The 26,347-nt window shown below is 69.5% G+C and carries 26 protein-coding genes and 1 tRNA gene; 9 read left to right on the forward strand and 18 right to left on the reverse strand.

Going from position 1 to position 26,347, the window contains the following annotated elements; translation table 11 throughout:
• Nucleotides 1–61: 61 nt before the first annotated feature.
• Nucleotides 62–811, reverse strand: coding sequence for a phosphoglyceromutase (locus ACYU7G_RS10645; RefSeq protein ID WP_461107605.1), 750 nt, complete (start codon nucleotides 809–811; stop codon nucleotides 62–64).
• Nucleotides 812–859: 48 nt separating this feature from the next.
• Nucleotides 860–1,525 carry a phosphate signaling complex protein PhoU gene (phoU, locus tag ACYU7G_RS10650; protein ID WP_461109569.1) on the reverse strand — a complete coding sequence of 222 codons (666 nt, stop codon included), beginning with the start codon at nucleotides 1,523–1,525 and terminating at the stop codon, nucleotides 860–862.
• A 210-nt stretch (nucleotides 1,526–1,735) separates the two neighbouring features.
• Here phoU and ACYU7G_RS10655 point away from each other — a divergent pair, with 210 nt between their 5' ends.
• The gene (locus tag ACYU7G_RS10655; protein WP_461107607.1) at nucleotides 1,736–2,914 is read left to right on the forward strand and encodes a sensor histidine kinase; all 1,179 of its coding nucleotides are present in this window, start codon (nucleotides 1,736–1,738) and stop codon (nucleotides 2,912–2,914) included.
• Nucleotides 2,911–3,588 (forward strand): response regulator, encoded by a 678-nt coding sequence (locus ACYU7G_RS10660; RefSeq protein ID WP_461107609.1) that lies wholly within the window; start codon nucleotides 2,911–2,913, stop codon nucleotides 3,586–3,588. The genes ACYU7G_RS10655 and ACYU7G_RS10660 overlap by 4 nt, the downstream gene beginning before the upstream one ends.
• Nucleotides 3,589–3,602: 14 nt before the next feature.
• Here ACYU7G_RS10660 and ACYU7G_RS10665 read toward each other — a convergent pair whose 3' ends face one another.
• On the reverse strand, nucleotides 3,603–4,091 hold the full coding sequence (locus ACYU7G_RS10665; RefSeq protein WP_461107611.1) for a hypothetical protein: 489 nt from the start codon (nucleotides 4,089–4,091) through the stop codon (nucleotides 3,603–3,605).
• 112 nt (nucleotides 4,092–4,203) lie between these two features.
• On the opposite strand from ACYU7G_RS10665, the gene ACYU7G_RS10670 reads away from it, so the two are divergent.
• From ACYU7G_RS10670 to ispF, 3 genes are read left to right on the forward strand one after another with little or no spacing between them, the layout of a single operon-like run.
• Nucleotides 4,204–4,689, forward strand: coding sequence for a CarD family transcriptional regulator (locus tag ACYU7G_RS10670; RefSeq protein ID WP_461107613.1), 486 nt, complete (start codon nucleotides 4,204–4,206; stop codon nucleotides 4,687–4,689).
• Nucleotides 4,690–4,705: 16 nt separating this feature from the next.
• A complete protein-coding gene (gene ispD, locus ACYU7G_RS10675; RefSeq protein ID WP_461107614.1) occupies nucleotides 4,706–5,401 on the forward strand; it encodes a 2-C-methyl-D-erythritol 4-phosphate cytidylyltransferase in 696 nt (231 codons plus the stop codon).
• On the forward strand, nucleotides 5,401–5,871 hold the full coding sequence (gene ispF, locus ACYU7G_RS10680; protein WP_461107616.1) for a 2-C-methyl-D-erythritol 2,4-cyclodiphosphate synthase: 471 nt from the start codon (nucleotides 5,401–5,403) through the stop codon (nucleotides 5,869–5,871). Before ispD ends, ispF begins: the two co-directional genes overlap by 1 nt.
• A gap of 2 nt (nucleotides 5,872–5,873) precedes the next feature.
• Here the strand turns inward: ispF and ACYU7G_RS10685 are convergent, their stop codons facing one another.
• Complete coding sequence (locus ACYU7G_RS10685; protein WP_461107618.1) at nucleotides 5,874–7,049, reverse strand: neutral zinc metallopeptidase; 1,176 nt, start codon at nucleotides 7,047–7,049, stop codon at nucleotides 5,874–5,876.
• Nucleotides 7,050–7,230: 181 nt separating this feature from the next.
• Here ACYU7G_RS10685 and ACYU7G_RS10690 point away from each other — a divergent pair, with 181 nt between their 5' ends.
• Nucleotides 7,231–8,880 (forward strand): DUF2207 family protein, encoded by a 1,650-nt coding sequence (locus ACYU7G_RS10690; protein ID WP_461107620.1) that lies wholly within the window; start codon nucleotides 7,231–7,233, stop codon nucleotides 8,878–8,880.
• 69 nt (nucleotides 8,881–8,949) lie between these two features.
• Here ACYU7G_RS10690 and ACYU7G_RS10695 read toward each other — a convergent pair whose 3' ends face one another.
• The gene (locus ACYU7G_RS10695) at nucleotides 8,950–10,416 is read right to left on the reverse strand and encodes a glycine hydroxymethyltransferase (protein ID WP_461109571.1); all 1,467 of its coding nucleotides are present in this window, start codon (nucleotides 10,414–10,416) and stop codon (nucleotides 8,950–8,952) included.
• A 76-nt stretch (nucleotides 10,417–10,492) separates the two neighbouring features.
• On the opposite strand from ACYU7G_RS10695, the gene ACYU7G_RS10700 reads away from it, so the two are divergent.
• The gene (locus tag ACYU7G_RS10700) at nucleotides 10,493–11,647 is read left to right on the forward strand and encodes a hypothetical protein (protein WP_461107622.1); all 1,155 of its coding nucleotides are present in this window, start codon (nucleotides 10,493–10,495) and stop codon (nucleotides 11,645–11,647) included.
• A 4-nt stretch (nucleotides 11,648–11,651) separates the two neighbouring features.
• Here ACYU7G_RS10700 and ACYU7G_RS10705 read toward each other — a convergent pair whose 3' ends face one another.
• The 9 genes from ACYU7G_RS10705 to ACYU7G_RS10745 all read right to left on the reverse strand — a co-directional run bounded on the left by ACYU7G_RS10705 (nucleotide 11,652) and on the right by ACYU7G_RS10745 (nucleotide 22,525).
• On the reverse strand, nucleotides 11,652–12,146 hold the full coding sequence (locus tag ACYU7G_RS10705; protein ID WP_461107624.1) for a hypothetical protein: 495 nt from the start codon (nucleotides 12,144–12,146) through the stop codon (nucleotides 11,652–11,654).
• Between the two features lie 57 nt (nucleotides 12,147–12,203).
• The gene (gene rlmB, locus ACYU7G_RS10710) at nucleotides 12,204–13,151 is read right to left on the reverse strand and encodes a 23S rRNA (guanosine(2251)-2'-O)-methyltransferase RlmB (RefSeq protein ID WP_461107626.1); all 948 of its coding nucleotides are present in this window, start codon (nucleotides 13,149–13,151) and stop codon (nucleotides 12,204–12,206) included.
• A complete protein-coding gene (gene cysS, locus ACYU7G_RS10715; RefSeq protein ID WP_461107628.1) occupies nucleotides 13,151–14,593 on the reverse strand; it encodes a cysteine--tRNA ligase in 1,443 nt (480 codons plus the stop codon). Before cysS ends, rlmB begins: the two co-directional genes overlap by 1 nt.
• A 9-nt stretch (nucleotides 14,594–14,602) precedes the next feature.
• Nucleotides 14,603–15,991 (reverse strand): tagaturonate reductase, encoded by a 1,389-nt coding sequence (locus ACYU7G_RS10720; RefSeq protein WP_461107630.1) that lies wholly within the window; start codon nucleotides 15,989–15,991, stop codon nucleotides 14,603–14,605.
• A 16-nt stretch (nucleotides 15,992–16,007) separates the two neighbouring features.
• Nucleotides 16,008–17,018: a zinc-binding alcohol dehydrogenase family protein gene (locus tag ACYU7G_RS10725; protein WP_461107632.1), complete on the reverse strand. Its 1,011-nt coding sequence runs from the start codon at nucleotides 17,016–17,018 to the stop codon at nucleotides 16,008–16,010.
• 36 nt (nucleotides 17,019–17,054) lie between these two features.
• On the reverse strand, nucleotides 17,055–18,539 hold the full coding sequence (locus ACYU7G_RS10730) for a UxaA family hydrolase (RefSeq protein WP_461107634.1): 1,485 nt from the start codon (nucleotides 18,537–18,539) through the stop codon (nucleotides 17,055–17,057).
• 177 nt (nucleotides 18,540–18,716) lie between these two features.
• On the reverse strand, nucleotides 18,717–20,105 hold the full coding sequence (locus tag ACYU7G_RS10735; protein ID WP_461107636.1) for a DUF4032 domain-containing protein: 1,389 nt from the start codon (nucleotides 20,103–20,105) through the stop codon (nucleotides 18,717–18,719).
• Between the two features lie 34 nt (nucleotides 20,106–20,139).
• Nucleotides 20,140–21,297, reverse strand: a complete 1,158-nt coding sequence (gene metB, locus ACYU7G_RS10740) for a cystathionine gamma-synthase (RefSeq protein ID WP_461107638.1) — start codon at nucleotides 21,295–21,297, stop codon at nucleotides 20,140–20,142.
• Between the two features lie 130 nt (nucleotides 21,298–21,427).
• Nucleotides 21,428–22,525 (reverse strand): ABC transporter ATP-binding protein, encoded by a 1,098-nt coding sequence (locus ACYU7G_RS10745; RefSeq protein ID WP_461107640.1) that lies wholly within the window; start codon nucleotides 22,523–22,525, stop codon nucleotides 21,428–21,430.
• A 160-nt stretch (nucleotides 22,526–22,685) separates the two neighbouring features.
• Here ACYU7G_RS10745 and ACYU7G_RS10750 point away from each other — a divergent pair, with 160 nt between their 5' ends.
• Nucleotides 22,686–23,477, forward strand: a complete 792-nt coding sequence (locus tag ACYU7G_RS10750; protein WP_461107642.1) for a DedA family protein — start codon at nucleotides 22,686–22,688, stop codon at nucleotides 23,475–23,477.
• Between the two features lies 1 nt (nucleotide 23,478).
• On the opposite strand, the gene ACYU7G_RS10755 is transcribed toward ACYU7G_RS10750, so the two are convergent.
• The 3 genes from ACYU7G_RS10755 to manA form a co-directional block, all read right to left on the reverse strand.
• Nucleotides 23,479–24,087 carry a class I SAM-dependent methyltransferase gene (locus ACYU7G_RS10755; protein WP_461107644.1) on the reverse strand — a complete coding sequence of 203 codons (609 nt, stop codon included), beginning with the start codon at nucleotides 24,085–24,087 and terminating at the stop codon, nucleotides 23,479–23,481.
• Nucleotides 24,088–24,100: 13 nt separating this feature from the next.
• Nucleotides 24,101–24,176 (reverse strand) — tRNA-Thr (locus ACYU7G_RS10760).
• Nucleotides 24,177–24,232: 56 nt separating this feature from the next.
• On the reverse strand, nucleotides 24,233–25,417 hold the full coding sequence (gene manA, locus ACYU7G_RS10765; protein WP_461107646.1) for a mannose-6-phosphate isomerase, class I: 1,185 nt from the start codon (nucleotides 25,415–25,417) through the stop codon (nucleotides 24,233–24,235).
• Between the two features lie 100 nt (nucleotides 25,418–25,517).
• Between manA and ACYU7G_RS10770 the strand changes: the two genes are divergently transcribed.
• Nucleotides 25,518–25,790 carry a DUF3263 domain-containing protein gene (locus ACYU7G_RS10770; protein ID WP_461107648.1) on the forward strand — a complete coding sequence of 91 codons (273 nt, stop codon included), beginning with the start codon at nucleotides 25,518–25,520 and terminating at the stop codon, nucleotides 25,788–25,790.
• A gap of 3 nt (nucleotides 25,791–25,793) precedes the next feature.
• On the opposite strand, the gene ACYU7G_RS10775 is transcribed toward ACYU7G_RS10770, so the two are convergent.
• Nucleotides 25,794–26,258, reverse strand: coding sequence for a hypothetical protein (locus ACYU7G_RS10775; protein WP_461107650.1), 465 nt, complete (start codon nucleotides 26,256–26,258; stop codon nucleotides 25,794–25,796).
• Nucleotides 26,259–26,347 lie beyond the last annotated feature (89 nt).

The raw sequence follows: 26,347 nt of genomic DNA on the forward strand, positions 1-26,347 counted from the left end.
CGAGCCCCGGCACTTCGAAGTACCGGGGCTCGGGGGGCCAGGGGGGCGGAGCCCCGTGCGTCTACTTCTTGCCCTGGTTCTTCACGGCCTCGATGGACGCGGCGGCAGCGTCGGGATCCAGGTAGCGGCCACCCTTGGTCACAGGCAACAGGTCCTCGTCGAGCTCGTAGTAGAGCGGGACGCCGGTGGGGATGTTCAGACCGGAGATCTCGTCGTCGGAGATGCCGTCCAGGTGCTTGACCAGCGCGCGCAGGGAGTTGCCGTGGGCGGCGATCAGGACGGTCTTGCCGGCCTGCAGGTCCGGGACGATGTCCGAGGTCCAGTAGGGCAGCATGCGGGCCACGACGTCCTTGAGGCACTCGGTGAGCGGGCGCTCGTCCTCGGGGATGTCCGCGTAGCGGGGGTCGTGGTGCTGGCTGTACTCACCGTCGGGGTCGATGGTGGGCGGCGGGACGTCGTAGCTGCGACGCCACTGCATGAACTGTTCCTCGCCGAACTGGTCGCGGATCTCGGTCTTGTTCAGACCCTGCAGCTTGCCGTAGTGGCGCTCGTTGAGGCGCCAGCTGCGCTTCACGGGGATCCAGTGCCGGTCGCAGCCGTCGAGAGCGATGTTCGCGGTGTGGATGGCGCGGCGCAGCAACGAGGTGTGCAGCACGTCGGGCAGCAGGTTCTCGGCCTTCAGCAGCTCGGCAGCCTTCTCCGCCTCCCCGACGCCCTTGGCGTTGATGTCGACGTCCACCCAGCCGGTGAACAGGTTCTTGGCGTTCCATTCGCTCTCGCCGTGGCGGAGCAGGATCAACTTCTGCGTCATGTGCCAAACACTACAAGCCGGAAAGCGCGCACGGAACCGGGGTCCGGCTCAGGCGTTGGGCCAGTCCTCGCCCTCGGGCGTCTCGCCGGTGACCAGGTACACCACGCGGCGGGCGACGGCGACGGCGTGGTCCGCGAACCGCTCGAAGTAGCGGCCCAGCAGCGCCACGTCGACGGCCTGGGCGGTGGTGCCGGCCCAGGAGTCGTCCAGCACGGTCACGAAGTGCTCGCGGCGCAGGTCGTCCACCTCGACGTCGATGGCCGCCAGCTGCAGCGCCTCGGAGGCGTCGTGGTCACGCAGGCTGGAGGAGGCGACGCGGACCATCTCCACGCACACCTCGCCCATGCGGGCGAAGTTGGGCTCGAGGTCCGCCACGATGGCGTGCTCGGGGAACCGCAGGCGCGCGATCTTGGCGATGTGGGCCGCCAGGTCACCCATCCGGGCCAGCTCGAACACCACGCGGATGGCAGACACGATGGTGCGCAGCTCACCGGCCACCGGGGCCTGCAGCATGAGCAGCGAGAGGCACTTGTACTCCAGCTCCTCGTGCATCTTGTCCAGCTTGGCGTCACCGTCGATGACCTGCTCGGCGCGCTCGAGGTCAGCGGTGAGCAGGGACTGCGTTGCCTCCACCATCGCAACCTCGACGAGGTGGGACATCTCGTGGAGCTGGTCGAGGACGGACTCGAGTTCCTCGTGGTAGCTGGCGCGCATCATGGGCCTGGTCCTTTCGTCGACGTTCAGGTGGAGTCTAGTCTGCGGGGCCCCCGTCGGCTGGGATGAGGGCCCCATCGAACGTTAGCCAACACATCCGACAACGCCTGACGGCAAGGTGACGGGAAGGTGAACGTTGGGTGAATCCTTGGGGGTCGCGGGCTCGTCAGGGGTCCACCGCGCCAGCCCGGTCGGGCATAGGATGCGGTCATGTCTCCTGCCCTGGCCGGATTGATCGGCGCCCTGGTGGCGCTTGCCGTCGTGGCTGTCGCCATCGGCATCCGGATGGGTATCCGGGCCCGGCAGGACTCGCTCGGTCCGGCTCCCGGGTCCGAGGCAACACCGGACCTGGCCCGCATCGTCGCCGCCCTGAACCACGGTGCGATCCTCGTCGGCTCCCACGACGAGGTGCTCGCGTCCAACGACGCAGGCGCGGGCATGGGGATCGTGCGCGGGGCACGCGTCGGTTTCAAGGAACTCCTCGCGCTCGTGCGCGACGTGCGAGAGACGGGTCGGACCTACAAGGGTGCGCTGGCGAGGGAGCGGGAACCGGGGGAGGAGCCCCTGGACCTGACGGGCCGGGTGATCCCGCTCGAGGACGAGATGGTCCTGGTGATCGCGGAGGACGAGACCGCTGCCCGGCGCATCGACGCGGTGCGCCGCGACTTCGTCGCCAACGTCTCCCACGAGCTCAAGACCCCCATCGGGGCCATCGCCATCCTCGCCGAGGCCATCGAGGCGGCCAGCGACGACCCGGACGCCGTGTCGAACTTCGTGCGCCGCCTGCACGTCGAGAGCAACCGCCTCGGCGAACTGGTGGGCCAGATCATCGACCTGTCCCGGCTCCAGTCCGCGGACCACACCGCCCTCGAGGACCTCGTCGAGATCGACGAGGTGATCGACGAGGCACTGAACCGGTCCCGCGTGCTCGCGGCCAACCGCAGCGTCAACCTGATCCGCGCCAAGGCGTCGTCGTTCCGCGTGCAGGGCAATTCGTGGCAGTTGGCCGACGCCGTCACCAACCTCGTCCAGAACGCCATCGTCTACTCCGACGTCAACGCCCGCGTGGCCGTGACCGTCGTGGGTGTGACCGAGGACGGCGAGGAGTTCGTGGACATCAAGGTGGCCGACAACGGGATCGGCATCGGCCCCGAGGACCAGGAACGCATCTTCGAACGCTTCTACCGGGTGGACTACGGTCGGAGCAGGGAGAGCGGCGGCACCGGGCTGGGCCTGTCGATCGTTCGCCACATCGCGCTCGCGCACGGTGGCAACATCCGGGTCTGGTCCAAGCCGCACCAGGGCTCCACCTTCACGCTACGACTGCCCATCCACCCCGGGGAACCGGAACCGCAAGACACGACAGAGGACGAGGAACCGATCGAATGACCCGCATCCTGATCATCGAGGACGAGGACTCCTACCGCGAGGCACTGTCCTTCATGCTCCGCAAGGAGGGCTTCGACGTCTCGTCGGCCCCCGACGGTGCGGCCGGGCTGGCCGAGTACGACGCCACCGGTGCGGACCTGGTGCTGCTGGACCTGATGATGCCCGGCATGACCGGCATGGAGGTGTGCCGCCAGCTGCGCCAGCGCGGCAACGTCGCCATCGTGATGGTCACAGCACGCGACTCCGAGGTGGACAAGGTGGTGGGGCTGGAGCTCGGCGCCGACGACTACGTCACCAAGCCCTTCAGCCACCGCGAGCTGGTGGCCCGGATCCGGGCGGTGCTGCGCCGCGGCCAGGAGCAGGAGCTGCTGCCGGAGGTGGTCGAGGTGCAGGGCGTGCGCATCGACGTCGAACGCCACCAGGTCAACGTCGACGGCCAGGACGTCCGGTTCGCGCTGCGGGAGTTCGAGTTGTTGGAGCTGCTTCTGCGCAACGCGGGCAGGGTGATGACCCGTGGCCAGTTGATCGACCGGATCTGGGGCAGCGACTACGTGGGGGACACCAAGACCCTCGACGTCCACATCAAGCGGCTCCGCTCGAAGATCGAGAAGGACCCCTCGAACCCCGAACGGGTGATCACCGTCCGGGGTCTGGGCTACAAGTACCAGGGCTGACGCCCCGGCGGGCCTCAGGCCTGGAGCGCGTTCGCGAAGTCGGGGTGCTCGGTGGAGAACACCGGCACGTCGAGCGTGAGGCTGGTGCCGTCGTCGAACTGCAGCGCGACCTCGGCCAGGCGCCCGGGAACCGCCGCGACGCCCTCGAGCATCGCGTTGGAGGCGTCCAGCTGCAGCGCGCCGTCGCGGGGGAGGTCAGCGGTGACCGTGAGGGCGGTGCTCTCACCGCGCCCACCCTGTTCGTCCTGCGGGGTGACCGTGCCGCCCTGCAGCGCGATGGCCTCGAAGGTGCTGATGGTCCCGAGCAGCACGGCCGCACCCGACTCGTCGGTGACGATGACGAAGTTGCGGGCCTTGACGGGCCCGGCGTCGGCCTGGGTTCCGGCTGCCGGCGGGGATTCGTAGTGCCAGTCGCCGGCGGTGCAACCAGTGGCCAGGACAGCGGTCATCGCGACTGCTGCCAACACGGTGCGGATGCGTCGCTTGGGAGTGGGCACGGACATGGAGCTCCTCTGGGTAGGGGCGGGGCGCGGCCATCCTATACCGAAGAACTCACTCCATGGGGACCGCCCCCCGCGTCATGATAGAATGGCCTGTGGAAAGGGGCCATAACCTATGACTTTTTCAGTCGGCGAGACGGTGGTCTACCCCAATCATGGGGCAGCAGTCATCGAGGACCTCGAGACCCGTCAGATCAAGGGCGAGGACAAACTTTACCTGGTGCTTCGAATCATCGGGCAGAACGATCTGGTGGTGAGGGTTCCCGCGCAGAACCTGGACCTGGTCGGGGTGAGGGACGTGGTCGACGCCGAGGGCTTGGAGCGGGTGTTCAACGTTCTTCGCGCCGAGCACACCGAGGAACCCACCAACTGGTCTCGGCGCTTCAAGGCGAACCTCGAGAAGCTGCACTCGGGCAACGTGATCAAGGTCTCCGAGGTCGTCCGCGACCTGTGGCGACGTGACCGTGACAAGGGCCTTTCTGCCGGCGAGAAGCGTATGCTCGCCAAGGCCCGCACCATCCTCGTGGCCGAGCTGGCGCTCGCCGAGGACGTCGCGGAGGACAGGGCCGAGCACCTGCTGGACGAGGTGCTGGCTTCCTGATCACCGGATCCCAGAATTGAACGAGAAGGCACCGGCCGTCGCCATCGTGGTGGCGGCCGGTTCTGGTTCCCGCCTCGGCGCTGACGTGCCGAAGGCGCTCGTCGAGATCGACGGCGTGCCCATGGTGCGGTGCTGCCTCGACGCCCTCGCCGACGGTGGTGTCGGCTTCGCCGTCGTGACGGTCCCCGCCTCCCACGAGGCGCAATTCCAAGAAGCTCTCTCAGGTTCCACGCTGCCCTTGCGTACCGTCGTCGGAGGCGCCCGCCGGCAGGATTCCGTGCGGCTCGGCGTCGAGGTCCTGGCGGCGAGTCACCCCGAGGAAACCGTCGTCCTGGTGCACGACGCGGCCCGTCCGCTGGTGCCGGCCCGGGTCGTCGCAGACGTGGTCCGAGCGGTCGCGGGGGGAGCGCGGGCCGTGGTGCCCGCGGTGCCCGTGGTGGACTCCATCCGGGCACTCGACGACGCTGGCAGCCACGTCGTCGACCGTTCCCGGCTCCGGGCCGTCCAGACCCCGCAGGGTTTCCCGCTCGGGACGCTGCGGGACGCGCACCAACACCTGGCCGACGCGGGCATCGAGGTCACCGACGACGCCGCCGCGGCCGAGCTGCTCGGCGACGCCGTCACCATCGTCGACGGCCACCGCGACGCCATGAAGGTCACCGAGCCCCAGGACCTGGTGCTCGCACACGCGATCCTCGCAGGGAGGCAGTGATGGGAAACCGGGTGGGCATCGGCACCGACGTGCACCGGCTGGTGGAGGGCGTGCCGATGTGGGTGGCCGGCCTCCACTTCCCGGAGGAGACCGTCGGCCTCAGCGGCCACTCCGACGGCGACGTCGCGGCCCATGCGGCCTGTGACGCGCTCCTGGGCGCCGCCGGACTGGGGGACCTGGGATCGAACTACGGCACCGCAGAGCCGGAATGGGCCGGCGCCAGCGGTGTCTCGTTCCTGGCGGAGACGGCACGCCGGGTGCGCGCCGCCGGCTACGAGATCGACAACGTGTCGGTGCAGGTCATCGGGAACCGGCCCAGGATGGCCGCCCGCCGCGCCGAGGCGCAGCAGGTGATGTCAGCGGCGCTCGGGGCACCGATCAGCGTCGCGGCCACCACCACCGACGGGCTGGGCCTCACCGGCCGCGGCGAAGGCGTCGCGGCCATCGCCGTCGCCTCGCTCAGCGACTAGCCTCAGCGCACCTCGCTGGTGGCGGCCGTCCAGGTGTTGCACACCGAGAGTGCGGGGTCGTTGAAGCCGCGTTCGATCCACAGCTGCCGGTTCTCGCCGATGCCGTGGTTGCCCGGCTGGATCGTCGTCGCGCCGAAGCGCTCCTGCAACTGGTCGTCGCCGATCTCGAAGCTGATCCGGGAGATGGCCGCGACGTCGTTGTCGTCGACGCCCATGGACTCGCCGAGGGAACGCAGGCCCTCCCCGGCGAAGCAGTCCGCCTGCACCTCGGTGCGCCGGCTGAGCTCCAGCGCCACCGCCTCGTCCTCCTCGTCGTAGGCGAGGATCGCCGACGCCGCGAAGATGCCGGTGCGGCCCTGCATGGCGTGGCCGTACTCGTGGGCCATGATGAGCTCGAAGAGAATGCGCTCGGCGCTGGTCTGGGCTGTCAGGACCTCGCCGATGTCGCGGGCCAGGTAGAGGTTCTGGTCACCGCCGCAGTAGAAGGCGTTGAGGGACTCGGCCGTGCCGCAGGGGGTGTTGACCGTCCCGCCGGCGGGGTAGACGGTGACCCGCGGCTGGTAGGCGATGAAGCCCGCCGCCTCGAGGGTGGGGCCCCAGGCGCGGGTGAGGCAGCCCACATAGGTGGTCATCCGGTCCTCGAGCGCGTCGTCGGAGATCGAGTGGACGTTGCCGTCGAGCGTGAGGTCACAGCGCACCGGCACCGGGAACGTCTCGTCGTAGATAGGGTTGGCCTCGAGCAGGTCCATGAGCTCGCCCATCGTCTCGGGGATCTCGAGGTCCGGCGGCGAGCTGGTGACGGTGGGGACCTGGTAGTCCTCGTTGCGGTAGTCGGGGCCGCCGTCGTCGGAGCCGCCGGAGACGAAGGCATAGACCAGCAGCGCCACCAAGGCGATTCCGGCCCCGATCACAGCACCGATCAGGACGGCCGGTGGCCCCTTCTTCTTCGGAGGGGTGGGTGCGCCACCGAACTGGCCCGGAGCGCCGTAGCCGGGACCGAACGCGCCGGTGCCCTGCTGGTACTGCTGGCCGAACTGCTGCTGCGGCATCGGCTGACCGGTGGGCGGCCGGAACTGGCCGCCGCCCCAGCCACCGAAGCTGGACTGGCCCGGATTCTGGGCAGGGTTGCCGAACTGAGCTGCTTGGGGGCGCCCGAAAGGGTTCTGCGGTTGCGTCACGTGCATCAGGGTAACCGCAACCCGGGGCACGGGCTGAAACATGCAATATTGTCTTCCCACTGATCCGGGCGTGCGATACCGTCCAGTGCGAGACTGTCGAATCCCAATAGGAGACCGGACCTTGTTGAAGACCTCCTCCGCAGGGCGCCTCCAGCGCCTGCTATCCGTACTTTGCCTGGTGGTGCTGGCGACTTTCTTCGGCGCCACCGCGGCGCACGCCGAGGGTCCGATCGCAGACACCTACGAGTTCGACGGTCAACTCACCCCCGAGGGCATCCTCAAGGCAACCGAGACCATCACCTTCGGCGACGCCGCTCCCGACGAGCTGACCCAGCGCCTGGCGCTTCGCTCACCCATCGACGGGAGCCGCAGCTTCGTCTACGAGATCACCGGCGTGGCCGCCACCATCGGAGGGGCTGCGGCTGACGCCGAGGTCACCCGCGACGGCAACTACCTCGTCGTGAAGCTGGACACCTCCAGCGCCGGCAACCAGCCCATCACCATCAGCTACGAGGTCTCGGGCGCCACCCGCACGGAGCAGGGCGCCACCGGTGAACTGACCATCTTCAGCTGGCGCGCGCTGCAGGGCCTCAGCGTCGAGGTGGCCGAGGTCACCGGCACCATCCGCGTGGGCGCCATCGTCGAGCTCATCGACTGCCTCGCCGGCCCGCCCGGCGCCGTCGTCAAGTGCGAGCTGTACGCGGCCGGCACCCATGACGCGCCGCTGCCGACGTTCCAGAGCTTCGAGCGGGGCATCGGTGAGCAGGTCACCATCACTGTCGGCGTGGCCGCCGCGGCGGTGGCCGCCACCGACGTGGTGCACGAGGACTGGAGCCTGAACCGCGCCTTCGCCATCACCCCCTTGACCATCCTCGTCGCGCTCGGGGCACTCGCGCTCGGCGCCCTGGCGCTGTACCTGCTGCACCGCCGCACCGGCGTCGACGCCTTCCACGACGGCGAGTTCGAGCCCGTCGCCAGCTTCCGCCCCGTCGGCGACGGCGAGTCCGTCTTCGAGATCCACGACGGCGTGCGCCCCGGCCACGTCGGCACCGTCGCGGACGAGCGGGTGGACCCCGTCGACGTGACCGCGACCCTGCTGGACCTGGCCGTCCGTGGGCACCTCCTGATCACCGAACTCCCGCACGACCCCCACGGGCTGCTCGACTGGAAGCTCACCCGCACCGAGACCGGCGGCGAGGAGTTGGCGGACTACGAGCGCCAGATCCTCGACGCCATCGCACCCATCGGTGGCGAGACCTTGGTGTCCAAGCTGCCCGCCACCCTCAGCCCCGTCATCGGCGCCGTCCAGAGCTCCCTCTACGACGACGTCGTGAAGCGCGGCTGGTTCGAGTCCCGCCCCGACTCCACCCGCAACAACTGGCGTCGCATCGGCATCATCGGTGTCGTCGCCGCAGCCGTCGCGGCGGGCCTGCTAATCGTCCTCACCCACTTCGGGTTCCTCGGCCTGGTCCTGGTGCTCCTGGCCCTGGCCCTGCTCTGGGTGGCGGACCGGATGCCGCGCCGCACCAAGAAGGGCTCCAAGCTCGTCAGCGGTCTCGGTGCCCTCTCGTCGCTGCTGGCCACGCACCCGACCGACAACATGCCCACCGGCCGCGAGCTGCCGGAGATTTCCCGGCTGCTGCCGTACGCCGTCGTCCTCGGCGGCAAGGAGCGCTGGATCGAGGCGATGGTGCGTGCAGACGACGACGCCGCCCCGGACCCCACGGACATCTCCTGGTACCACGCACCGGAGACGTGGCACCTGCGTGACCTGCCGGCGTCGCTGACCCAGTTCATCCACACGGTGCAGGGCGAGCTCTTCGCCCGCTGACCCAGCACCCGACGCGAAAAGGGGCGCCGACCGGATCATCCGGTCGGCGCCCCTTTTGTGGGTCGCAGCTCAGAGCTCGAAGCCCGGGTACAGCGGGTGCGCCTGCAGCATGCCGCCGGCCACGTTGTGGCTGTTGGCGGCGACGTCGGCGGCCAGGTCGTACTTGGCCTTGCCGGGCTTGCCGTCCTTGGTGGCCACCGGGGTGGTGGAGCGCAGGACCTCGTCGATCAGCTGCGCCACCGAGTCCATGTCGGAGGTGGTGAAGCCGCGCGACGTGAGCGCCGGGGTGCCGAGGCGGACGCCGCTGGTGTACCAGGCGCCGTTCGGGTCGTTCGGGATGGCGTTGCGGTTGGTGACGATGCCGGCATCGAGCAGCGCCGACTCGGCCTGGCGGCCGGTCAGGCCGTAGCCGGTGACGTCGAGCAGCACGATGTGGTTGTCCGTGCCGCCGGTGACGAGCTTGCCGCCGCGCGTCAGCAGGCCCTCGGCCAGCGCCTTGGCGTTGTCCGCGACGTTGTGGGCGTAGGTCTGGAACTCCTTGGTGCGCGCCTCGGCCAGGGCGACGGCCTTGGCGGCCATCACGTGGCTGAGGGGTCCGCCGAGGACGAGCGGGCAGCCGCGGTCCACGTCGGCGGCGTACTCCTCGGTGGCGAGCACCATGCCGCCGCGCGGGCCGCGCAGCGACTTGTGCGTGGTGGTGGTGACCACCTGCGCGTGGGGGATCGGGTCCTCGTCTCCGGTGAACACCTTGCCGGCCACCAGACCCGCGAAGTGGGCCATGTCCACCATCAGCACCGCGCCCACCTCGTCGGCGATCTCGCGCATCTTGGCGAAGTTGACGCGGCGCGGGTAGGCGGAGTAGCCGGCCACCAGGACCAGCGGCTTGAACTCGCGGGCCTTGGCGGCGACGGCGTCGTAGTCCAGCAGCTGCGTCTCGGGGTCCGTGCCGTAGTGGTTCTGGTGGAACATCTTGCCGGAGACGTTGGGGCGGAAACCGTGGGTGAGGTGGCCGCCGGCGTCGAGGCTCATGCCCAGCAGCCGCTGCTGGCCGAAGCGGGCACGCAGCGTCTCCCAGTCGGCCTCCGAGAGGGCCTGGACGTTCTTCGCGCCGAACTCCTCCAGGGCGGGCAGCTCCACGTGGTGGGCGAGGATGGCCCAGTAGGCGGTCAGGTTCGCGTCGATGCCGGAGTGGGGCTGGACGTAGGCGTACTCCGCCCCGAACAGTTCGCGCGCGTGTTCGGCGGCGACGGACTCGACGGTGTCGACGTTCTGGCAGCCCGCGTAGAAGCGGTGCCCGACGGTACCCTCGGCGTACTTGTCGCTCAGCCAGGTTCCCATGGCGGCGAGCACGGGCAGGCTGGCGTAGTTCTCCGACGCGATGAGCTTCAGCGAATCACGCTGGTCCGCGAGCTCGGCGCGCGTGGCCTCCGCGATGCGGGGCTCCACTGCTTCGATCGTGCTGAGCAGGGTCTGGTAGGCCTTGCTGAGTTCAGAGATGTCGGTCACAGTTCTCCTTGTGGGGTGTCTTGCCCACAGTCTAGAACGCCACCGCCCTCCGGGCCGAGTGGCGACCAGCGGGTGTGTGGCTCCCTGATCGTCTACCCTCACTTGCGTGGGTCACGAAGTTACGAGACGCGCCGCCCTCCTGGGCCTCGCGACGGCAGCGGTGTCCGGCTGTGGGTTCGAGCCGGTGGACTTCAATCCCCAGACGGAGACGCCGACGCCCACAGCCAGCGTGGACCCGGCCAAGGAGGTGGACTCCGAGTACTTCCTGCGCTCCCGCGACGGTGAACCCAAGAACCTGCCGGAGGGCAACTACGGCGCACTGGTGATCTCCACCCCACACTTCGACGGGACGCTGCAGGGCTGGTTCGCGGGGGAGCGGCTCTCGCAGGAGACGGCCGCCCAGGTGGGTGAGAGCACACCCTTGAAGGCGCCTCCCGGGTACGAGCTGGCCGCCTTCACCCTGAAGGGTGGGCTGCCCGTCTACGTCGAGACCACGGATCACCTCGTGACCAGCCAGCTCAGGGTGGGCAGCAACCTCATCCCGCTGCCCAACCTCTTCGACAAGTTCAACCCGCCGTCCGGCAGCTACCTGACGGAGTGGGAGATGTTCATCTTCAGCGTGCTGCCCGACGACGTGATCACGCTCGAGATCACCGACGAGGGCCGCACCGTCAGGATCGACCTGCGCACCGGGCTGCCCATCATCGACGATGACTGGAACGCCAACCTCGGCTTCCGGGAGCGCTGGGACATCCTGTGCACCCCCGAGACGGGCACCTTCCGCCGCGCGTTCACGACCGTCCCACCTCCGGAACTGCAGGCCCAGCCGGGGACGCTGCTGGTGACGCTGCGGCCTGACAGCGAACTGTTGCCCTGGACACCAATCCTCGGCTGGGCGCCGGACGGGCAGCAGTGGCTGGTGTCCAGCATGAACGCCCGCATCCAGAGCGGCGGGGGCCCGTTCCTGCAGCAGAACCTCAACGTGGCACAGTCGTTCACCTACCAGGACGCCGCCGGCCAGAAGTTCCCGGCCACCTACCCCGAGACCGTAACCACGGAGGCCCTGGCCCGCAACCAGGTGGACTTGATGGTGATCTGGGCGGTCACGGGTCGCGACGCCGGTGGGGTCGTCGGCTTCAACCCGGCGGGCCCGGTGGAGGTGGACTACACCGACGTCCCGAACGTCCCCGCCGAGTTCACCGAACCGGCCCAGCCGCTGGAGTTCGTGCTCGAGTACCAGCCCCGCACCCGCGCCAACTGAACCGTCAGAGGGCCTCGTAGAGTTCCTGGGCCAGGGCGGCCATTTCCTCGACGGTGAACGTGTCGCTCGCGCTGCCCAGTTCCAGCACGTTCGACTCGGCCCCCATCACGCAGAGGGTGTGGACGAAGGCCCCATCGGTGGTCTGCCCGCAGACCGCGTTGCCGTGGTAGCTGGGGTCATCCATGTCCGCCACCACCGTTGCGTGCATCGTGGCGGCTGGTGCCGTGTCCTCGTCCGGGACGGGAGCGATGGTCAGGTTGGACTGCCAGAAGGCCTGTCCGAACGCGCTCTCCATGGTGGTGTTGCGAAGCTTGCGATACCAGACGGGTGAGACTCGGACCTTGGTGAGCCTGCCGTCGGCCACCCAGACCCGGACCACGCGGTCCACGTCGGAGAAGCCGCCGTCGGACTCGTCGGGCTCCTCCTCGGGGGACCCGTCGTCGTAGAAGACGGGCGCCAGTGGATCCAACTCGTCGTCGGTCATCCCAGGTGCGCTCACGCCGCCCCCTTCCTGGACAAGATTCCTCTCGGAATGATGCCAGGGGAGGGGACCAGGTCAGCCCTGTGCGAGTTGGCGCTGTTGGCTGATCTCGTACAGCGCCACGGAGGTGGCGACGGAGGCGTTGAGGGACTCCACCGAGCTGGCGATGGGGATGGAGACCAGCAGGTCGCAGTGCTCCCGGACGAGGCGGGAGAGCCCCTCGCCCTCGGAACCGACCACAACCAGCACGGGGCCGTCGGCCGGCACGCCGGACAGCGGCACATCGCTCTCCCCGGCCAGCCCGACGATGGTGATCCCCAGTTTGGAGGCCTGCTCCAGGGCGCGGTTCAGGTTGGTGGCCATCGCCACGGGGATGCGGGCGGCCGCGCCTGCGGAGGTCTTCCAGGCGGCTGCGGTCATGGAGGCCGAGCGGCGCGACGGGATCACCACGCCCTGCGCCCCGAACGCGGCCGCGGAACGGACGATGGCGCCCAGGTTGCGGGGGTCCGTGACGCCGTCGAGGGCCACCACCAGCCCGGCATCGGCGGCGACGGCGTCGGCCAGCACGTCCTCGACGTCGGCGTAGGAGAACGCCGGCAGCTGGATGGCGACGCCCTGGTGCACGAGGCCGCCGGTCACCCGGTCCAGTTCGGCGCGGGTCACCTGGAGCAGCGGCATCGAGTGCTCCGCGGTGAACTTGAGGATCTCGCGCAGCCTGTCGTCACGCTCGGCCCCCTCCGCGACGAGCGCCTGCTTGACAGGCATGCCCGCCTCCAGCGCCTCGATCACAGGGTTGCGGCCCACCACCCAGTCCGCTCCCACGGCCGTTCGCGTGGTCTTCTTCTTGGCGGGCTGGCGCTTGGCGGCGGCCTGCTTGGCCTTGTAGGCCTTGTGGTAGACGCGGTCCTCCGCCTTGGGCGTTGGGCCCTTGCCCTTGAGGGAGCGTCGGATGCGGCCACCGGAGCCGGCAGTGTTGCCCTTGCCCTTCGAGGTGGCCCCACGACGGGACGAGTTTCCGGCCATCAGTGCTTCTCCAAGCTCCAGCGCGGACCGCTGGGGGTGTCTGTGATGTTGAGGCCCAGGTGGGCCAGGGTGTCGCGCATGGCGTCTGCAGCAGCCCAGTCCTTGGCGGCGCGGGCGGTGTTGCGCTGCTCCAGCAGGTGCGCCACCAGGCCGTCGACGACGGGGGTCAGGTTGTCCACCGCCACCGCGCCCGCCCACTCGGGGCCGGCCGGGTTGAGGCCCAGGACGTCGAGCATGGCGGTGATGGCGACGACTTGGTCACCCACGGCCTCGCCGTCGCCCGCGTCGATGGCCTGGTTGCCGGCGCGGATGGCCTCGAACAGGGCGGCGACGGCGCCGGGGGTGCCGAGGTCGTCGTCCATGGAACGCTGGAACGTGTCCCACTGCGGCGTGGCGGGAGCGGCCGAGACCTGCACCTCGCCGACCAGTTCGACGGCGCGCGCCAGGAAGGTGTCGATGCGCTCGATCGCCTTCTCCGCCTCGGCGAGCGAGCCTCTGGTGGCGTCCTCGGCGGGGGAGAACTCGATGGTGGAGCGGTAGTGCGGGGCTGCCAGGAAGTAGCGCACCGCGCGCGGCGAGTGGGCCTTGGTGACCTCGCTGACCAGGGCGGTGTTGCCCAGCGACTTGCTCATCTTCTCGCCGGCCATGGTGACCCAGGCGTTGTGCATCCAGTGCCGTGCGAAGCCGCGCCCGGCCGCTGCGGACTGGGCCAATTCGTTCTCGTGGTGGGGGAAGCGCAGGTCGATGCCGCCGCCGTGGATGTCGAACGTGTCGCCCAGGTACTTGCCGGCCATGGCGGAGCACTCCAGGTGCCAGCCGGGGCGGCCGCGCCCCCATGGGGTGGGCCAGGACGCCGTCGCCGGTTCGCCCTCCTTGTGGCCCTTCCACAGCGCGAAGTCCCGGGGGTCGCGCTTGCCGCGGGGGTCCGCGTCGGCGGCGGCCTCCATCTCGTCCACCTTCTGGCCGGAGAGTTCACCGTAGGTGGGCCACGAGCGCACGTCGAAGTAGACGTCGCCCGAGGCGTCCTCGGCGACGTAGGCGTGGCCGCGTTCCAGGAGTTCCTCGACGAGTTCCACCATCTCCGTGATGTGACCGGTGGCGCGCGGCTCGTAGGTGGGGGGCTTGCAGCCCAGTGCGGCGTAGGCGTCGTGGAGTTCCCGCTCGAACTTGTAGGCGTGCGCCCACCACTCGACGCCGGCCTCCTTGGACTTGGAGAGGATCTTGTCGTCGATGTCTGTGACGTTCGCGACGACGGTCACGGCCAGCCCCTTGTGCTCCAGCCAGCGGCGCAGCACGTCGAAGACCACCTCCTTGCGGATGTGGCCCAGGTGCGGCGACGACTGGACGGTCAGGCCGCAGTGGTAGATCGACACCTCGCCGGCGACGAGGGGCTCGAGGGGGCGCACCGCGCGCGCGGCGGTGTCGTACAGGCGGAAACTCACCCGACGAGTCTATCCGGCCGCGGCCTCCGGCACCGCTTCCACGGCCCGCAGCGCGGCGGCGGGGCCGTCGGCCTCGATCCGGGCCAGGTGGGAGGCCACCTCGTCGATGAACTCCCGGGGCCAGTCGACGGTGCCCAGGACGGCGCGATCGGCCAGCGCACTGCGCGCGACCTCGGCCGCGGCGAGGCTGCCGGCCTCGACGGCGCGCCACAGCTCGCCGAGGGCGCCCAGCGCCTCGGCGGAGTCCGAGAGGCCCCCGGCCCGGGTCAGGTGCAGCCAGGCCGCCACCCCGAAAGCCAGCAGCGGGCTGCCGGAGGTGCCGCGCTCCACCGCGATGTCGCCCAGCCGGGCGGGGAGCTTCGCCGAGGAGTTCAGCAGGATGCTCTCCAGCCGGTGGTGGATGAAGGGGTTGCGGTAGCGGTCCCAGGTGGCGGCGGCGAACTCGGCCACCTCGTCGGCAGGCAGGTCCAGTGTGGGGACGATCTCCTCCTGGAGAAGCGCCCGCAGCCAGAGGCCGAGGTCCTCGTGGTCCACCGCCTGCGCCACCGACTCCACGCCGATGGCGAGGCCGGTCGGGGCCATGGAGGAGTGCAATGCGTTGAGCACGCGCACCTTGAGGTCCCGGTAGGGCCGCAGGTCCTCCACGAACCGGACGTTCAGGTCCAGCGCGTCCAGCGGCAGCACGTCGAGGAGCTCCCGCGGACCGTGCAGGTACCAGGAGTGGAACCACTCCACCTGGACGGGGAACTCGTCGCGGACGCCGGGCGCCAGTTCCACCGCCTCGGTGGGGCGGCCCGGGACGATGCGGTCCACGAGCGTGTCGAAGAACACCACGCGCTCGTCCAGCCAGCGGCCGAACTCGGCGCCCAGTTCCCAGGCGTCGGCCATGCGGCGCACCAACGTCGCCAGTGCGGAGCCGTTGTCCGCGATCAGTTCCACCGGCAGCACGTACAGGGTCTCCGGCTCCGGCAGCGCCCAGAACCGTTCGGCGAGGAACCAGGTGAGCTTGCCCGGGAAGGAGCGCACCCCCGGGTCCGCGCCCAGGGCCGCGTCGTCGTCGGACCAGACGATGCCCGCCTCAGTGGTGTTGGACACCACCACCCGCACCTCGGGGTCCTGAGCGGTTGCGACGAAACCGTCCGGGTCCTCATGGGTGTTGATGCCGCTGTCGACGCAGTCCACGACGGTGGTGACAGACTGCTCCGCCCCGTCGTGCAGACCCTGCTGCACGACGGTCCAGCGGCCGCCCTGCGCCATCAGCCGGGCGACGCCGTCGGAGGCGCGCGGCTGCACCAGAGTGACCTTGATGTCCGTTCCCGCCTCGGTGTTCAGCCGCTGGAACATCCAGTCGACGAACCCCCTCAGGAACACGCCTTCACCGAACTGGACGACTCTCATTGGATCTCCTTGTGGGTCAGAACTCGACGAGGACCTTGACGTTGCGCTCCGTGTGCTCGAGCAGGTCCTGCATGGCATCGATCGTCTCCGCGGCCGGGACGACGGAGGTGAGGATGGGCGAGATGTCCACCCTGCCCTCCTGCAGCAACTGGATCAGCGGTCCGAACGCGTCGAGGCTGTTGCGGGATCCGAGCACGTCGAGTTCCTTGCGGATCAGCATCGACTGGTTGAACGACACCTCGCGCTTGCCGTTGCCGATCAGCGCGATCCGGCCACCGAAGGCCGCGGCCTCGATCGCGTTCAGGAAGCTGACGGGCAGGCCGGTGGCCTCGCCGACGACGTCGAACCCGTCGCCGCCGGTGGCGGTCGCAACCAGCTCCGGGATGCCCGTCGTGGACAGGTCCACTGCGGAGGCGGCACCCAGTTCCCGCGCGATCGCGAGCCGCTCGGGGACGATGTCGGCGATGTGGACCTGCGCCCCACGGGCCAGGGCCGAGACCATGGTGAACATCCCGATGGCGCCGGCGCCGAGGACGAGCACCCGCTCACCCTCGGACACCCGGGCCCGGTTCATGGCGTGCCAGCCGATGGAGAACGGCTCCACCATCGCCGCGTGCTTCGGGTCCAGGCCAGCGGCCGGGTACAGCCGCGCCACCGGCATGGTGATGTACTCCTGGAACGAGCCGTCCCGGTGCACGCCCATCGTCTCGTTCAACTCGCAGCAGTTCACCAGCCCGCGGCGGCACGAGTAGCAAGTGCCGCAGTTGAAGTACGGGTTGCCGGTGACCAGCATGCCGGTGCGCAGGTCCCCGGCCTCGCCGTTGACCTCCACCACCTCCCCTGACCACTCGTGGCCCGGGACCCGGGGGTAGCTGGCGAACGGTTGGTTGCCGGTGAACGTCTGCAGGTCGGAGCCGCAGATGCCGGCGTAGCGGACCCGCACCAGCGCCTCGCCGGGCGCCGGGACGGGGCACTCCGAGTCGACCACCGCGATCTCACCGGGGGCGGACACCTGGACCTTCTTCATGCAGTTCTCCTGGGGCGCAGCGCTTGGATCGGGAGGTCAGAAGACGGGACCCAGGAGCCACGGCACGAACTCCTGGGAGCCGTAGCCGAGGTCCTCGCTCTTGGTCTTCTCACCGGAGGCGGCGGAGACGATGCGCTCGTAGATCTCCAGGCCCTTGTCCTCGACGGAGACGCCCTGCTCGACGATGTCGCCCGCGTCGAGGTCCATGTCGTCGGGCATCCGGCGGAACAGGGAGGAGTTGGTGGACAGCTTGATCACGGGCACGATGCCGTAGCCCAGCGCCGAGCCGCGCCCGGTGGTGAACACCACCACGTTCGCGCCGCCCGCGATCAGGCCGGTGACCGAGACCGGGTCGTAGCCCGGGGTGTCCATGAAGGCGAAGCCGGGTTCGGCGATGGGCTCCGCGTACTCGTAGACGGCCGACATGGGGGAGTGCCCGCCCTTGGCCACCGCGCCGAGCGACTTCTCCAGGATGGTGGTGATGCCACCCTCCTTGTTGCCGGGGGAGGGGTTGTTGTCGAGGGACTCGCCGGTGACCTGCACCTCGGCCTCCCAGCGGGCGATGATGTCACGCAGCTTCTGGCCCACCTCGTCGGAGACGGCCCGGTTAAGCAAGAGGTCCTCCGCCCCGTAGATCTCGGGGGTCTCGGCGAGCACCGACTTCGCGCCGCGGGCGACGAGCATGTCGGAGGCGACGCCGAGCGCGGGGTTGGCGGTGATCCCGGACCAGCCGTCGGAGCCGCCGCAGTTCAGGCCGAGGACCAGTTCGCTGACGGGGATGTCCTCGCGGGTGACCTCACCCATCTCGCGCGCCAGCCGCTCGACGGCCTCGATGCCGGCGTTGATGGTGGCCTTGGTGCCGCCCATGTCCTGGATGCCCATCTCGAGGACGTGCAGGTCGTCGCGGCGGGGGATGTCACCCATGAAGTCGGTCATCTGGTTGACCTCGCAGCCCAGCGCCACCACCAGCACGCCGCCGACGTTGGCGTGGCCCGCGTAGCCGGCGAGGGTGCGGCGCAGGCGACGCAGGTTGTCGCCGTCGCCGGACATGCCGCAGCCGCTGGTGTGGGTGACGGGCACGACGGCGTCGATGCTGGGGAAGTCCTCGAGGATGCCGGCTCGCGTGACGGCGTCGGCGATGCGCTGGCACACCGTCGCCGAGCAGTTGACGGTGGACACGATCGCGATCACGTTGCGGGTGGCCACGCGCCCGTCGGAGCGGCGGATGCCCTTGAAGGCGCCGGAGCCGTCGAGGGTGAGCTCGGGGGTGGCGGTGGAGTCCTCGTGGTTGTCGGGTGCGCTGTGTTGGCCGTAGGTGAGGTTGTGGGAGTGGACGTGGTCGCCGACGGCGATGTCCTTCGTGGCGTAGCCGATCACATGGCCGTACTTGATCACGGGGGAGCCCGCCGCGACGTCGCGGACCGCCACCTTGTGGCCCACCGGGACCGGTCCACCCTCCAGGGTGACCACGCCGACGTCGTCCCCGGGTCCGAGGATGTGGAGACCTTCGATCTCTGCCATGTCTGCTCCCTGATCCATGCCGTTGCATTTCGTCGACCGAAACGCTGCTGTCGAGCTACCGAAACCCTATCCTGTGAAAGGGCTTTCACCAAACGGCCGGGCCGCGCTGGGGGTCAACGACTGGCAGCCGCGGTCCCAGAGAGCGCGATCTGGAAGAGAGGCCTTTCACGCACCGATTCAGGCGCTCTTGCCGCCCTTGTCCTTCTCCCGCTCGCGGGCGCGCAGTGCCTCGATGTCGAAGCCGAAGCTGACGGGGAGTTCCGGGTCGCTCGCGCCGTCCTCCCATGGGTCGTAGGGCGGCTCCTCGTCGTCGTCGGCGAAGCCCTGGGACGGGTCGTACTTGTTCAGCAGTTCCTGCCCGACGGGCATCACGTTGCCCAGTTCCTCGTCCGGCAGGGTGCGCAGCACGTCGGCCACGTAGCCGGAGGCCGCCTCGACGATGCTCACCTCGTGGTTCTGGCGCTGGGACATGTACCAGCGGTAGTCCAGCAGCTCGTGGAAGAACTGTGCCGGGTCACGCTTGCCGGTCAGCTCGGGCGGGATCCGGGAGGTGGCGGGCTCGAAGACCTCCATCAGCCACTTGTGGGCGGCGACGCTCTCGGTCATGCTGCCGGGCAGCTTGGCCCGGAACGTGTCCATGTCGTTGAGCAGGCGGCGGGCCTGGTGCTCCTCCGCGTCCAGGCCGGTCAGGCGCATCAGCCGGCGGGAGTGGTGGCCGGCCTCCACCACCTTCGGCTGCATCCGGATGGTGCTGCCGTCGGGGGAGGTGCTGACGTCGATCTCGGCGACGTCGAAGCCGAGCGCGTTCAGGCGCCGCACGCGGCCCTCGAGCCGGTACAGCTCGGACTCGGAGAACTCCTCTGCCCCGGTCAGCTCCGCCCACAGCGAGTGGTAGCGGTCCACGATGGTCTCCACCAGCCACTGCGGCTGCAGCGACGGGTCCAGCATGCCTCCGGCCTCCAGGTCGCTGAACTCGCCGAACAGGTTGGTGGTGGCGATCTGCAGGTCGTGGGCGCGCTGGCCGTCGGTCAGCTTCGCGTGCAGTTCACCGGTCTCGGCGTCCACGAGGTAGGCGGCGAACTCGCCGGCGTCGCGTCGGAACAGGATGTTGGACAGGGACACGTCGCCCCAGTAGAAGCCGGTCAGGTGGAGGCGTGCGAACAGCACCACCATCGCGTCCAGCAGCCGGTTGACGGTGTCCAGCTTCACGCCCGAGTAGAACAGCGCGCGGTACGGCAGGGAGAAGGGCAGGTGCCTGGTCAGCAGGATCGGGTCCAGGACGGTGCCCTCGGAGTCCGTGCGGCCGAGCACCACTCCCACCGGCTCGACGGCGGGCACGTCCAGCCGGCGCAGCTCGGTGAGCTGGCGGTACTCGTGGACCGCCACCTCCTCGAGGATCTCCTTGGCGGCGAGGATGTCGTCGCCCACCTGGATGAAGCGCACGACGTGGCGGGAGATGCCTCGGGGCAGCGCCACGAGATGCGCTGTGGGCCAGGACTCGAGCGGCACGTTCCACGGCAGCCGAATCAGGTCGGCGTCTGGTTTGGCGGCTAGGAATCTGGGCACGCGGCACAGTCTAGTGGGGACCGCCGGAGCCGGGTCAGCCGATGCGCTCCAGCGCCTCGCGGGTCACGGCCACCAGGTCTTCTCGTCCCTCGACGCCGACGCTGAGCCGCAGCAGGCCGTCGGTGATGCCCGCGGCAGCCTGCGCGTCCGGGGTCATCGAGGCGTGCGTCATGGTCATCGGGTGGCACACCAGGGACTCCACGCCGCCGAGCGACTCGGCCAGGTGGAAGATCTGGAGCCCGTCGAGGAATCGGTCCACCGCCGGGCGTCCGCCCACCAGTTCGATGCTGAGGACGGATCCCGGCCCGGACATCTGCCGGGCGGCCAGTTCGTGGTCCGGGTGCGAAGCCAGTCCCGGGTAGTGCACTGCGCCGACGGCGGGATGCGCCTCGAGCACGTCGGCCAGCGCCTGGGCGTTCTCGCGGTGCACCCGCAAACGGGAGTCAAGGGTGCGCAGGCCGCGCAGGGTCAGGTAGGCGTCGAACGGGCTGCCCGTCAGTCCCAGGGTGTTGGCCCAGTGACGGAGCAGCTCGTGGTGCTCCTGCGTGCGGGCGATCGCGATGCCGCCCACGACGTCGGAGTGCCCGTTGATGAACTTGGTGGTGGAGTGGATGACGAAGTCCGCCCCCAGAGCGAGCGGCTGCTGCAACAGCGGCGAACAGAAGGTGTTGTCCACGCACACCAGCGCCCCTGCGGCGTGGGCGAGGTCCGAGACCCGCTCGATGTCACTCACCCGGAGCAGCGGGTTGGAGGGGGTCTCCACCCAGACCAGGTCCGCGGGCGACGCGAGTGCCGCGGCGGCGGCGTCGGGATCGGTGAGGTCCGCGAGTTCCAGGGTGAACCGACCCTTGGCCGCCAGCCCGGTGAACAGCCGCCAGGTGCCGCCGTAGGCGTCGTGCGCGAGGACGACGCGGCCGCCAACCGGCACCACGGCCTCGACGACGAGTGTGACCGCGGCCATCCCCGTCGCCACGCTGGTGCCGCCCGCGCCGCCCTCGAGGTCCGCCAGCGCGTCGTTGAGGATGTCGCGGGTGGGGTTCCCGGAGCGGGAGTAGTCGTAGGGGCCCGGGGCCTCCGGGGAGGAGAACACGTAGTTGCTGGAGAGGTGGATGGGAGGGACCACTGCGTCATGGCCCTTGTCCTGGGCCATCCCGGCTCTGGCCGCCCTGGTCCAACGTCCGAGTTCTGCCATTCGTCCTCCTCGATTCCGAGCCGTCACTGTAGCAACGATGGGGACGGGCCCCGGGCGGTGTTCGCCGATGGCCGGAAACGGGAAAGGCCCCCGCCGGAGCGGGGGCCTTCCGTCGGGCGGAGCAGCTGGGTCAGCTGATGCGCTCCTCGGTGCTGTTGCTGAACACGTGCACGTGCGCGGGATCTGCCTCGAGGCGGACGATCTCACCCTTCTGCGGTGCCGTGCGGGCGCCGACGCGGGCCACGATCTGCGGGGCGTTGACGAGCTCGTCCTCGGATAGGCCGGCCAGCGTGCCGTACAGGTAGGAGTCCGCACCCAGCTCCTCGACCACGGCGATGTCGAGCGCGATGCCCTCGCCGGAGGTGGAGATGTTGAATGCCTCCGGGCGGATGCCCAGCGTGACCGTGTCGTCGCCCTCGGCCTTGGCCAGGGTCTCGCGCGGGACCGGAACGGTGTAGTCACCGATCTTGGCGCCGCCGTCGACGATGGTGGCCTTCATGAGGTTCATCGCGGGCGAGCCGATGAAGCCTGCCACGAAGAGGTTGTTCGGGGTGTCGTAGAGCGCCAGCGGCGAGTCGACCTGCTGCAGGATGCCGTCCTTGAGCACGGCGACGCGGTCACCCATCGTCATTGCCTCGACCTGGTCGTGCGTGACGTAGACGGTGGTGACACCGAGGCGGCGCTGCAGCGCGGCGATCTGGGTGCGGGTGGAGACGCGGAGCTTGGCGTCGAGGTTCGACAGCGGCTCGTCCATGAGGAACACCTGCGGCTGGCGCACGATGGCGCGGCCCATGGCGACGCGCTGGCGCTGACCGCCGGAGAGTGCCTTCGGCTTGCGGGACAGGAAGTCCTCGAGGCCCAGCAGGTGTGCCGCCTCCTGGACTCGCTTCTGGCGCTCAGCCTTGGGGACGTTCTGCATCTTCAGGGCGAAGCCCATGTTGTCCGCCACGGTCATGTGCGGGTACAGGGCGTAGTTCTGGAACACCATTGCGATGTCCCGGTCCTTCGGAGGCAGGTCGGTGACGTCCCGGTCACCGATGAAGATGTTCCCGGCGTTGACCTCTTCGAGACCCGCGAGCATGCGCAGGGAGGTCGACTTGCCACAGCCGGAGGGTCCGACCAGCACCATGAACTCGCCGTCCTCGATCTCGAGGTTCAGCTTGTTGACGGCGGCGCGATCAGAGCCGGGGTAGATGCGTGAAGCATCGCGGTAGCTAACAGTGGCCATGCCACATTCCTTTCCACGGGCAGGTACGTGCCCGACGATCCGTAGTGGAGGAAGTGCTTCTTCCGACCCGGACTCTACATGCGAGCAACCCGTCGCGCGAGACGAGGGCCCGGAACGTGATCTTTTCGAGACATTGGCGCTGCCGCGTACCATTCGACGCGTGACTGACACCCCGGAGCAGCCCGAGGGCTCCCAGACCGGCACCGACGCGGACCACGAGGATCCGGCGGTGGAGCCCGAAACCGCCAAGGAGTGGTGGGAGGACTCGGGCATGCCCTGGAACTCCAAGCCCGGCCGCCAGGACATCGCGTGCCTGGTCTGGTTCGGCGTGGTGGGGGTTTTCAGCCTCGTGCTGATCCCGATGCGCGCGTGGCTGATGGCGGTGGCCCCCGACATCCTGGCCATGGGCACCGGCAGCCGCACCGCCGTCGCCGCCAGTGGGGCGCTCGCATCCGTCGGCCAGATGGGGCACTGGCCGTGGGTGCTGGTGGTCGCCTCGGTGCTCAGCCTCAAGTTCGACTGGATCTACTGGTGGGCCGGCAAGCTGTGGGGCCGCGGGATGATCGAGGTCTGGGCCGGCCGCAGCAAACGTGCCGCCCGCAACTACGCCCGCGCCGAGCGTTGGGCCGAGAAGCTCGGCCCGCTGGGCTTCTTCATCGCCTACATCCCCATCCCGCTGCCGCTGATGCAGGTGGTCTTCGTGATCTCCGGCGCCACCAACATGAGCCTGCGGCGCTTCCTCGTCTACGACTACATCGCCTCGACGGTGTGGTTGTGCTTCTACTTCTGGCTCGGCTGGCAACTCGGCGAGCCCGTCGTCGAGATCCTCGACTTGTACGCCCGGATCGCCGGCTACGTGGCCATCGGCCTGGTGGTGGTGATCGTCGCCGGCGCCGTGATCAAGGGCCGGCGCGACGAGGCCGCCAAGGCAGCCAAGGCCGCGCGCGACTGACTCAGGGCCTGCCCAGCACCGCCACCAGGAACGTCGAGTCGGGGGTGAAGGGACGCAGGTCCCAGGTGGACAGCTTCAGCTCCACCACCAGGCCCGCGGCCGCGACGTCGGCGAAGAACTCGTCGAACTCGTAGCCGCGGCCCGCGCCGAAGCCGATGACGGCCCGACCCTCGGGGGCGAGGTGCGCTCCCAGCCGACGCAACACCTCGACGCGGGTGCTCTCCGCGAGGAACCCCACCACGTTGCCGGCGCACAGGATGGCGTCGAAGCCGGCCTCGATGCCCTGGGCCGGGAGGTCCAGTTCGGCCAGGTCCTGCACGACGAACTCGGGCCCGGGGTGGTCCGCCCGTGCTGCCTCGACCAGCACCGGGTCCACGTCGACGCCCACCACGTGGTGGCCGAGTTCGTGCAGGTGGGCCGCGTGCCGGCCGGGGCCGCACCCGGCGTCCAGGATCCGCGAGCCGGGGGAGACCATGGCGTGGACGGTGCGGGCCTCACCCACCAGGTCGTGGCCGGCCTGCGCCATCATCTTGAAGCGCTGGATGTAGCGGTGGGAGTGCTCGGGGTCCACGGCGATCATGCGGGACCACTTGCCTGCTTCGGGAGTCATGGCCCCATTGTGGTGGAGCCTCCGGAGGGAGTCGAACCCTCGACCACTCGCTTACAAGGCGAGCGCTCTGGCCGCTGAGCTACGGAGGCGGTGGTGCAGCGTCGTCAATTGTGCCGAAACTGCGCGCGATATGGAAAGCGGGTGCTCACACACCGGAGGCGACGGTGAACAACTGCCCCTGACCGCTGGCGTGCACCTGCTCGCCCGCAGGCACGAACACGGCCTCGCCGCAGCGCAGGTGGAGCGGCTCGTCGTCGCCCTCGAGGGTGAAGCTGCCGTCGGCCACCACGAGGATCCGGCCGGAGTCGGGGCGGGGCACCTCGACGGCGCGGCCCTGCGTGATGGGCTGCACCAGCCACACCTCGAACTCCTCGACGGTGGAGGGGAACAGGTAGAGGCCGTCCACGCCGTCGGCGGACAGGAGCTTCACCTCGGTGGGCTCGAACTTGACCACCTGCAACAGGGCGTCGACGTCGATGTGCTTGCGGGTCAGGCCGCCGCGCAGGACGTTGTCGGAGTTGGCCATCACCTCCACGCCGGTGCCCTTCAGGTAGGCGTGCATCACGCCGGCCTCGAGGCTGACGGCCTGCCCGGGTTCCAGTGCGAACCGGTTCAGCAGTAGCGCGGCCAGGATGCCCGGGTCGCCGGGGAAGTGCTCGTCGAGCTCGACGGCGGTCTTGGCGAACAGGCCCAGCTCGCCCGGCGCGTCGAGGAGCCCGACGGCGGCCCCCAGCACCTCGTCGACGAGGTGGCGTCGCTCGCCGAGGGACAGGACGTCGAGGAACACCTCCTGCAGGGCCGGTGTGGTGGTGCGCTCCCGCAGGGGACCGATCACCGACGCGAGCGTGTCACCCACGCCGAGCGCCTCGAACAGCTGTGCCGTCTTCGTGGGTTCGCGGAAGCCGAGGAGGCCCTCGAAGGGGGTCAGGGCGATGATGGTCTCGGGCTTGGGCCAGTCATCCTTGAAGGAACGCTCGGGGGAGTTGGTGGGAACGCCCTGCAGCGACTCGCGGGCGTAACCCTGCTCCGCCTGCGAGCGGGAGGGGTGGGCCTGGAGGCTGAGCGGGGACGCGGCCGAGAGGAACTTGACGAGGTACGGCAGGCGGCCCCCGAACGATGCGGCCGTCGCGTCGCCCAGGAGCTCGCCGGGCCGCTCGGCCAGGTGTGCCGAGAGGGTGCCGCCGGGCTCGATCGGGGAGTCGCCGAACGGGTGGGCGCCGAACCAGTACTCGGCGAAGGGTTCGCCGTCCGGCTCGCGCCCGAGCAGTCCCGGGATGACGTCGGTGGTCCCCCAGGCATAGTGCTGCTCGATCCCTCCGAGTCTGAACATGGGCCCCAGTGAACCTTGTCAGACGGTTGAGGGGCAAGCTCGCAGCAGTGGCGCGCGTCGAATCACAGCGGTGTCATTCGGATCGCGTATGATGGCGCGCATGTCGCACCCAGCAGCTCTCGAGACCACGGAACTCACCGAGCGCGAGGCCGCCATGCTGGACTTCGAGGACAACTGGTTCACCTCGGCCGTCCCGAAGGAGCAGGCCATCATGGAGCACTTCGGGATCTCGACGACTCGTTACTACCAGCACCTCAACTCGCTGATCGACACCCCTGCCGCGCTCGCGCACAAGCCGCTCCTGGTCAAGCGTCTGCGCCGGCTCCGCTCCACCCGCCAGGCCGCGCGTTCGGCGCGTCGCCTGCAGGGCTGAGTCCTACCCGTCGCCCGGCCGCAGGCGGCCCAGCAGGTCCGACAGTCCGCTGCGCGCGCTGCGCAGCCTCCCCCTGCGGTAGCCACCCAGTTCCAGCCCGGCCTGCACCTCGAAGTGGTTGGCGGTGGCGCGGTCGCCGCTGCGCAGCCATGACCAGCCCGTCGCCAGGAAGTAGGCGGGGATGAACGGCAGCCCGAGGCAGTAGGTGTACTGCCAGGCGTGGTTGCCCTCGTGCTCCAACAGCCCCGGAATGCGGTCGGCGGCCTCGGCCAGGGTTCGCCGCGGCACCACCACCACGCTGCCGATGGTCAGCGCCGCCGCCGGGAGCCGCAGCCGTGCGCGTTCGGCCACCAGCAACCCGTCGACGATCCGCAGCCGCGCGCCGGTGGCGAGTGCCACGAGCACCCCCAACGGGGTGGACAGATTGACGACGTTCGCGACGTTGCGCAACAGCACGGATGAGCCCATCCACGGCTCCTGTTTGAGTGGCAGTACCTACGTCTTGTGACCCTAGCCGCTGAAAGACTCGACGCGACGACGAACCGGGTGGAAAGACG

Source organism: Tessaracoccus terricola (genome assembly GCF_054776555.1).

Excerpts from the sequence above, each read along its gene's own strand:
- ACYU7G_RS10645 (WP_461107605.1), bottom strand. The coding sequence starts at position 811 with ATGACGCAGAAGTTGATCCTGCTCCGCCACGGCGAGAGCGAATGGAAC.
- ACYU7G_RS10720 (WP_461107630.1), bottom strand. The coding sequence starts at position 15,991 with ATGAGAGTCGTCCAGTTCGGTGAAGGCGTGTTCCTGAGGGGGTTCGTC.
- ACYU7G_RS10665 (WP_461107611.1), bottom strand. The coding sequence starts at position 4,091 with ATGTCCGTGCCCACTCCCAAGCGACGCATCCGCACCGTGTTGGCAGCA.
- ACYU7G_RS10730 (WP_461107634.1), bottom strand. The coding sequence starts at position 18,539 with ATGGCAGAGATCGAAGGTCTCCACATCCTCGGACCCGGGGACGACGTC.
- ACYU7G_RS10670 (WP_461107613.1), top strand. The coding sequence starts at position 4,204 with ATGACTTTTTCAGTCGGCGAGACGGTGGTCTACCCCAATCATGGGGCA.
- phoU (WP_461109569.1), bottom strand. The coding sequence starts at position 1,525 with ATGCGCGCCAGCTACCACGAGGAACTCGAGTCCGTCCTCGACCAGCTC.
- ACYU7G_RS10775 (WP_461107650.1), bottom strand. The coding sequence starts at position 26,258 with ATGGGCTCATCCGTGCTGTTGCGCAACGTCGCGAACGTCGTCAATCTG.
- ACYU7G_RS10725 (WP_461107632.1), bottom strand. The coding sequence starts at position 17,018 with ATGAAGAAGGTCCAGGTGTCCGCCCCCGGTGAGATCGCGGTGGTCGAC.
- ACYU7G_RS10755 (WP_461107644.1), bottom strand. The coding sequence starts at position 24,087 with ATGACTCCCGAAGCAGGCAAGTGGTCCCGCATGATCGCCGTGGACCCC.
- manA (WP_461107646.1), bottom strand. The coding sequence starts at position 25,417 with ATGTTCAGACTCGGAGGGATCGAGCAGCACTATGCCTGGGGGACCACC.
- ispF (WP_461107616.1), top strand. The coding sequence starts at position 5,401 with ATGGGAAACCGGGTGGGCATCGGCACCGACGTGCACCGGCTGGTGGAG.
- ACYU7G_RS10770 (WP_461107648.1), top strand. The coding sequence starts at position 25,518 with ATGTCGCACCCAGCAGCTCTCGAGACCACGGAACTCACCGAGCGCGAG.
- ACYU7G_RS10660 (WP_461107609.1), top strand. The coding sequence starts at position 2,911 with ATGACCCGCATCCTGATCATCGAGGACGAGGACTCCTACCGCGAGGCA.
- metB (WP_461107638.1), bottom strand. The coding sequence starts at position 21,297 with ATGGCAGAACTCGGACGTTGGACCAGGGCGGCCAGAGCCGGGATGGCC.
- ACYU7G_RS10655 (WP_461107607.1), top strand. The coding sequence starts at position 1,736 with ATGTCTCCTGCCCTGGCCGGATTGATCGGCGCCCTGGTGGCGCTTGCC.
- rlmB (WP_461107626.1), bottom strand. The coding sequence starts at position 13,151 with ATGGCCGGAAACTCGTCCCGTCGTGGGGCCACCTCGAAGGGCAAGGGC.
- ACYU7G_RS10745 (WP_461107640.1), bottom strand. The coding sequence starts at position 22,525 with ATGGCCACTGTTAGCTACCGCGATGCTTCACGCATCTACCCCGGCTCT.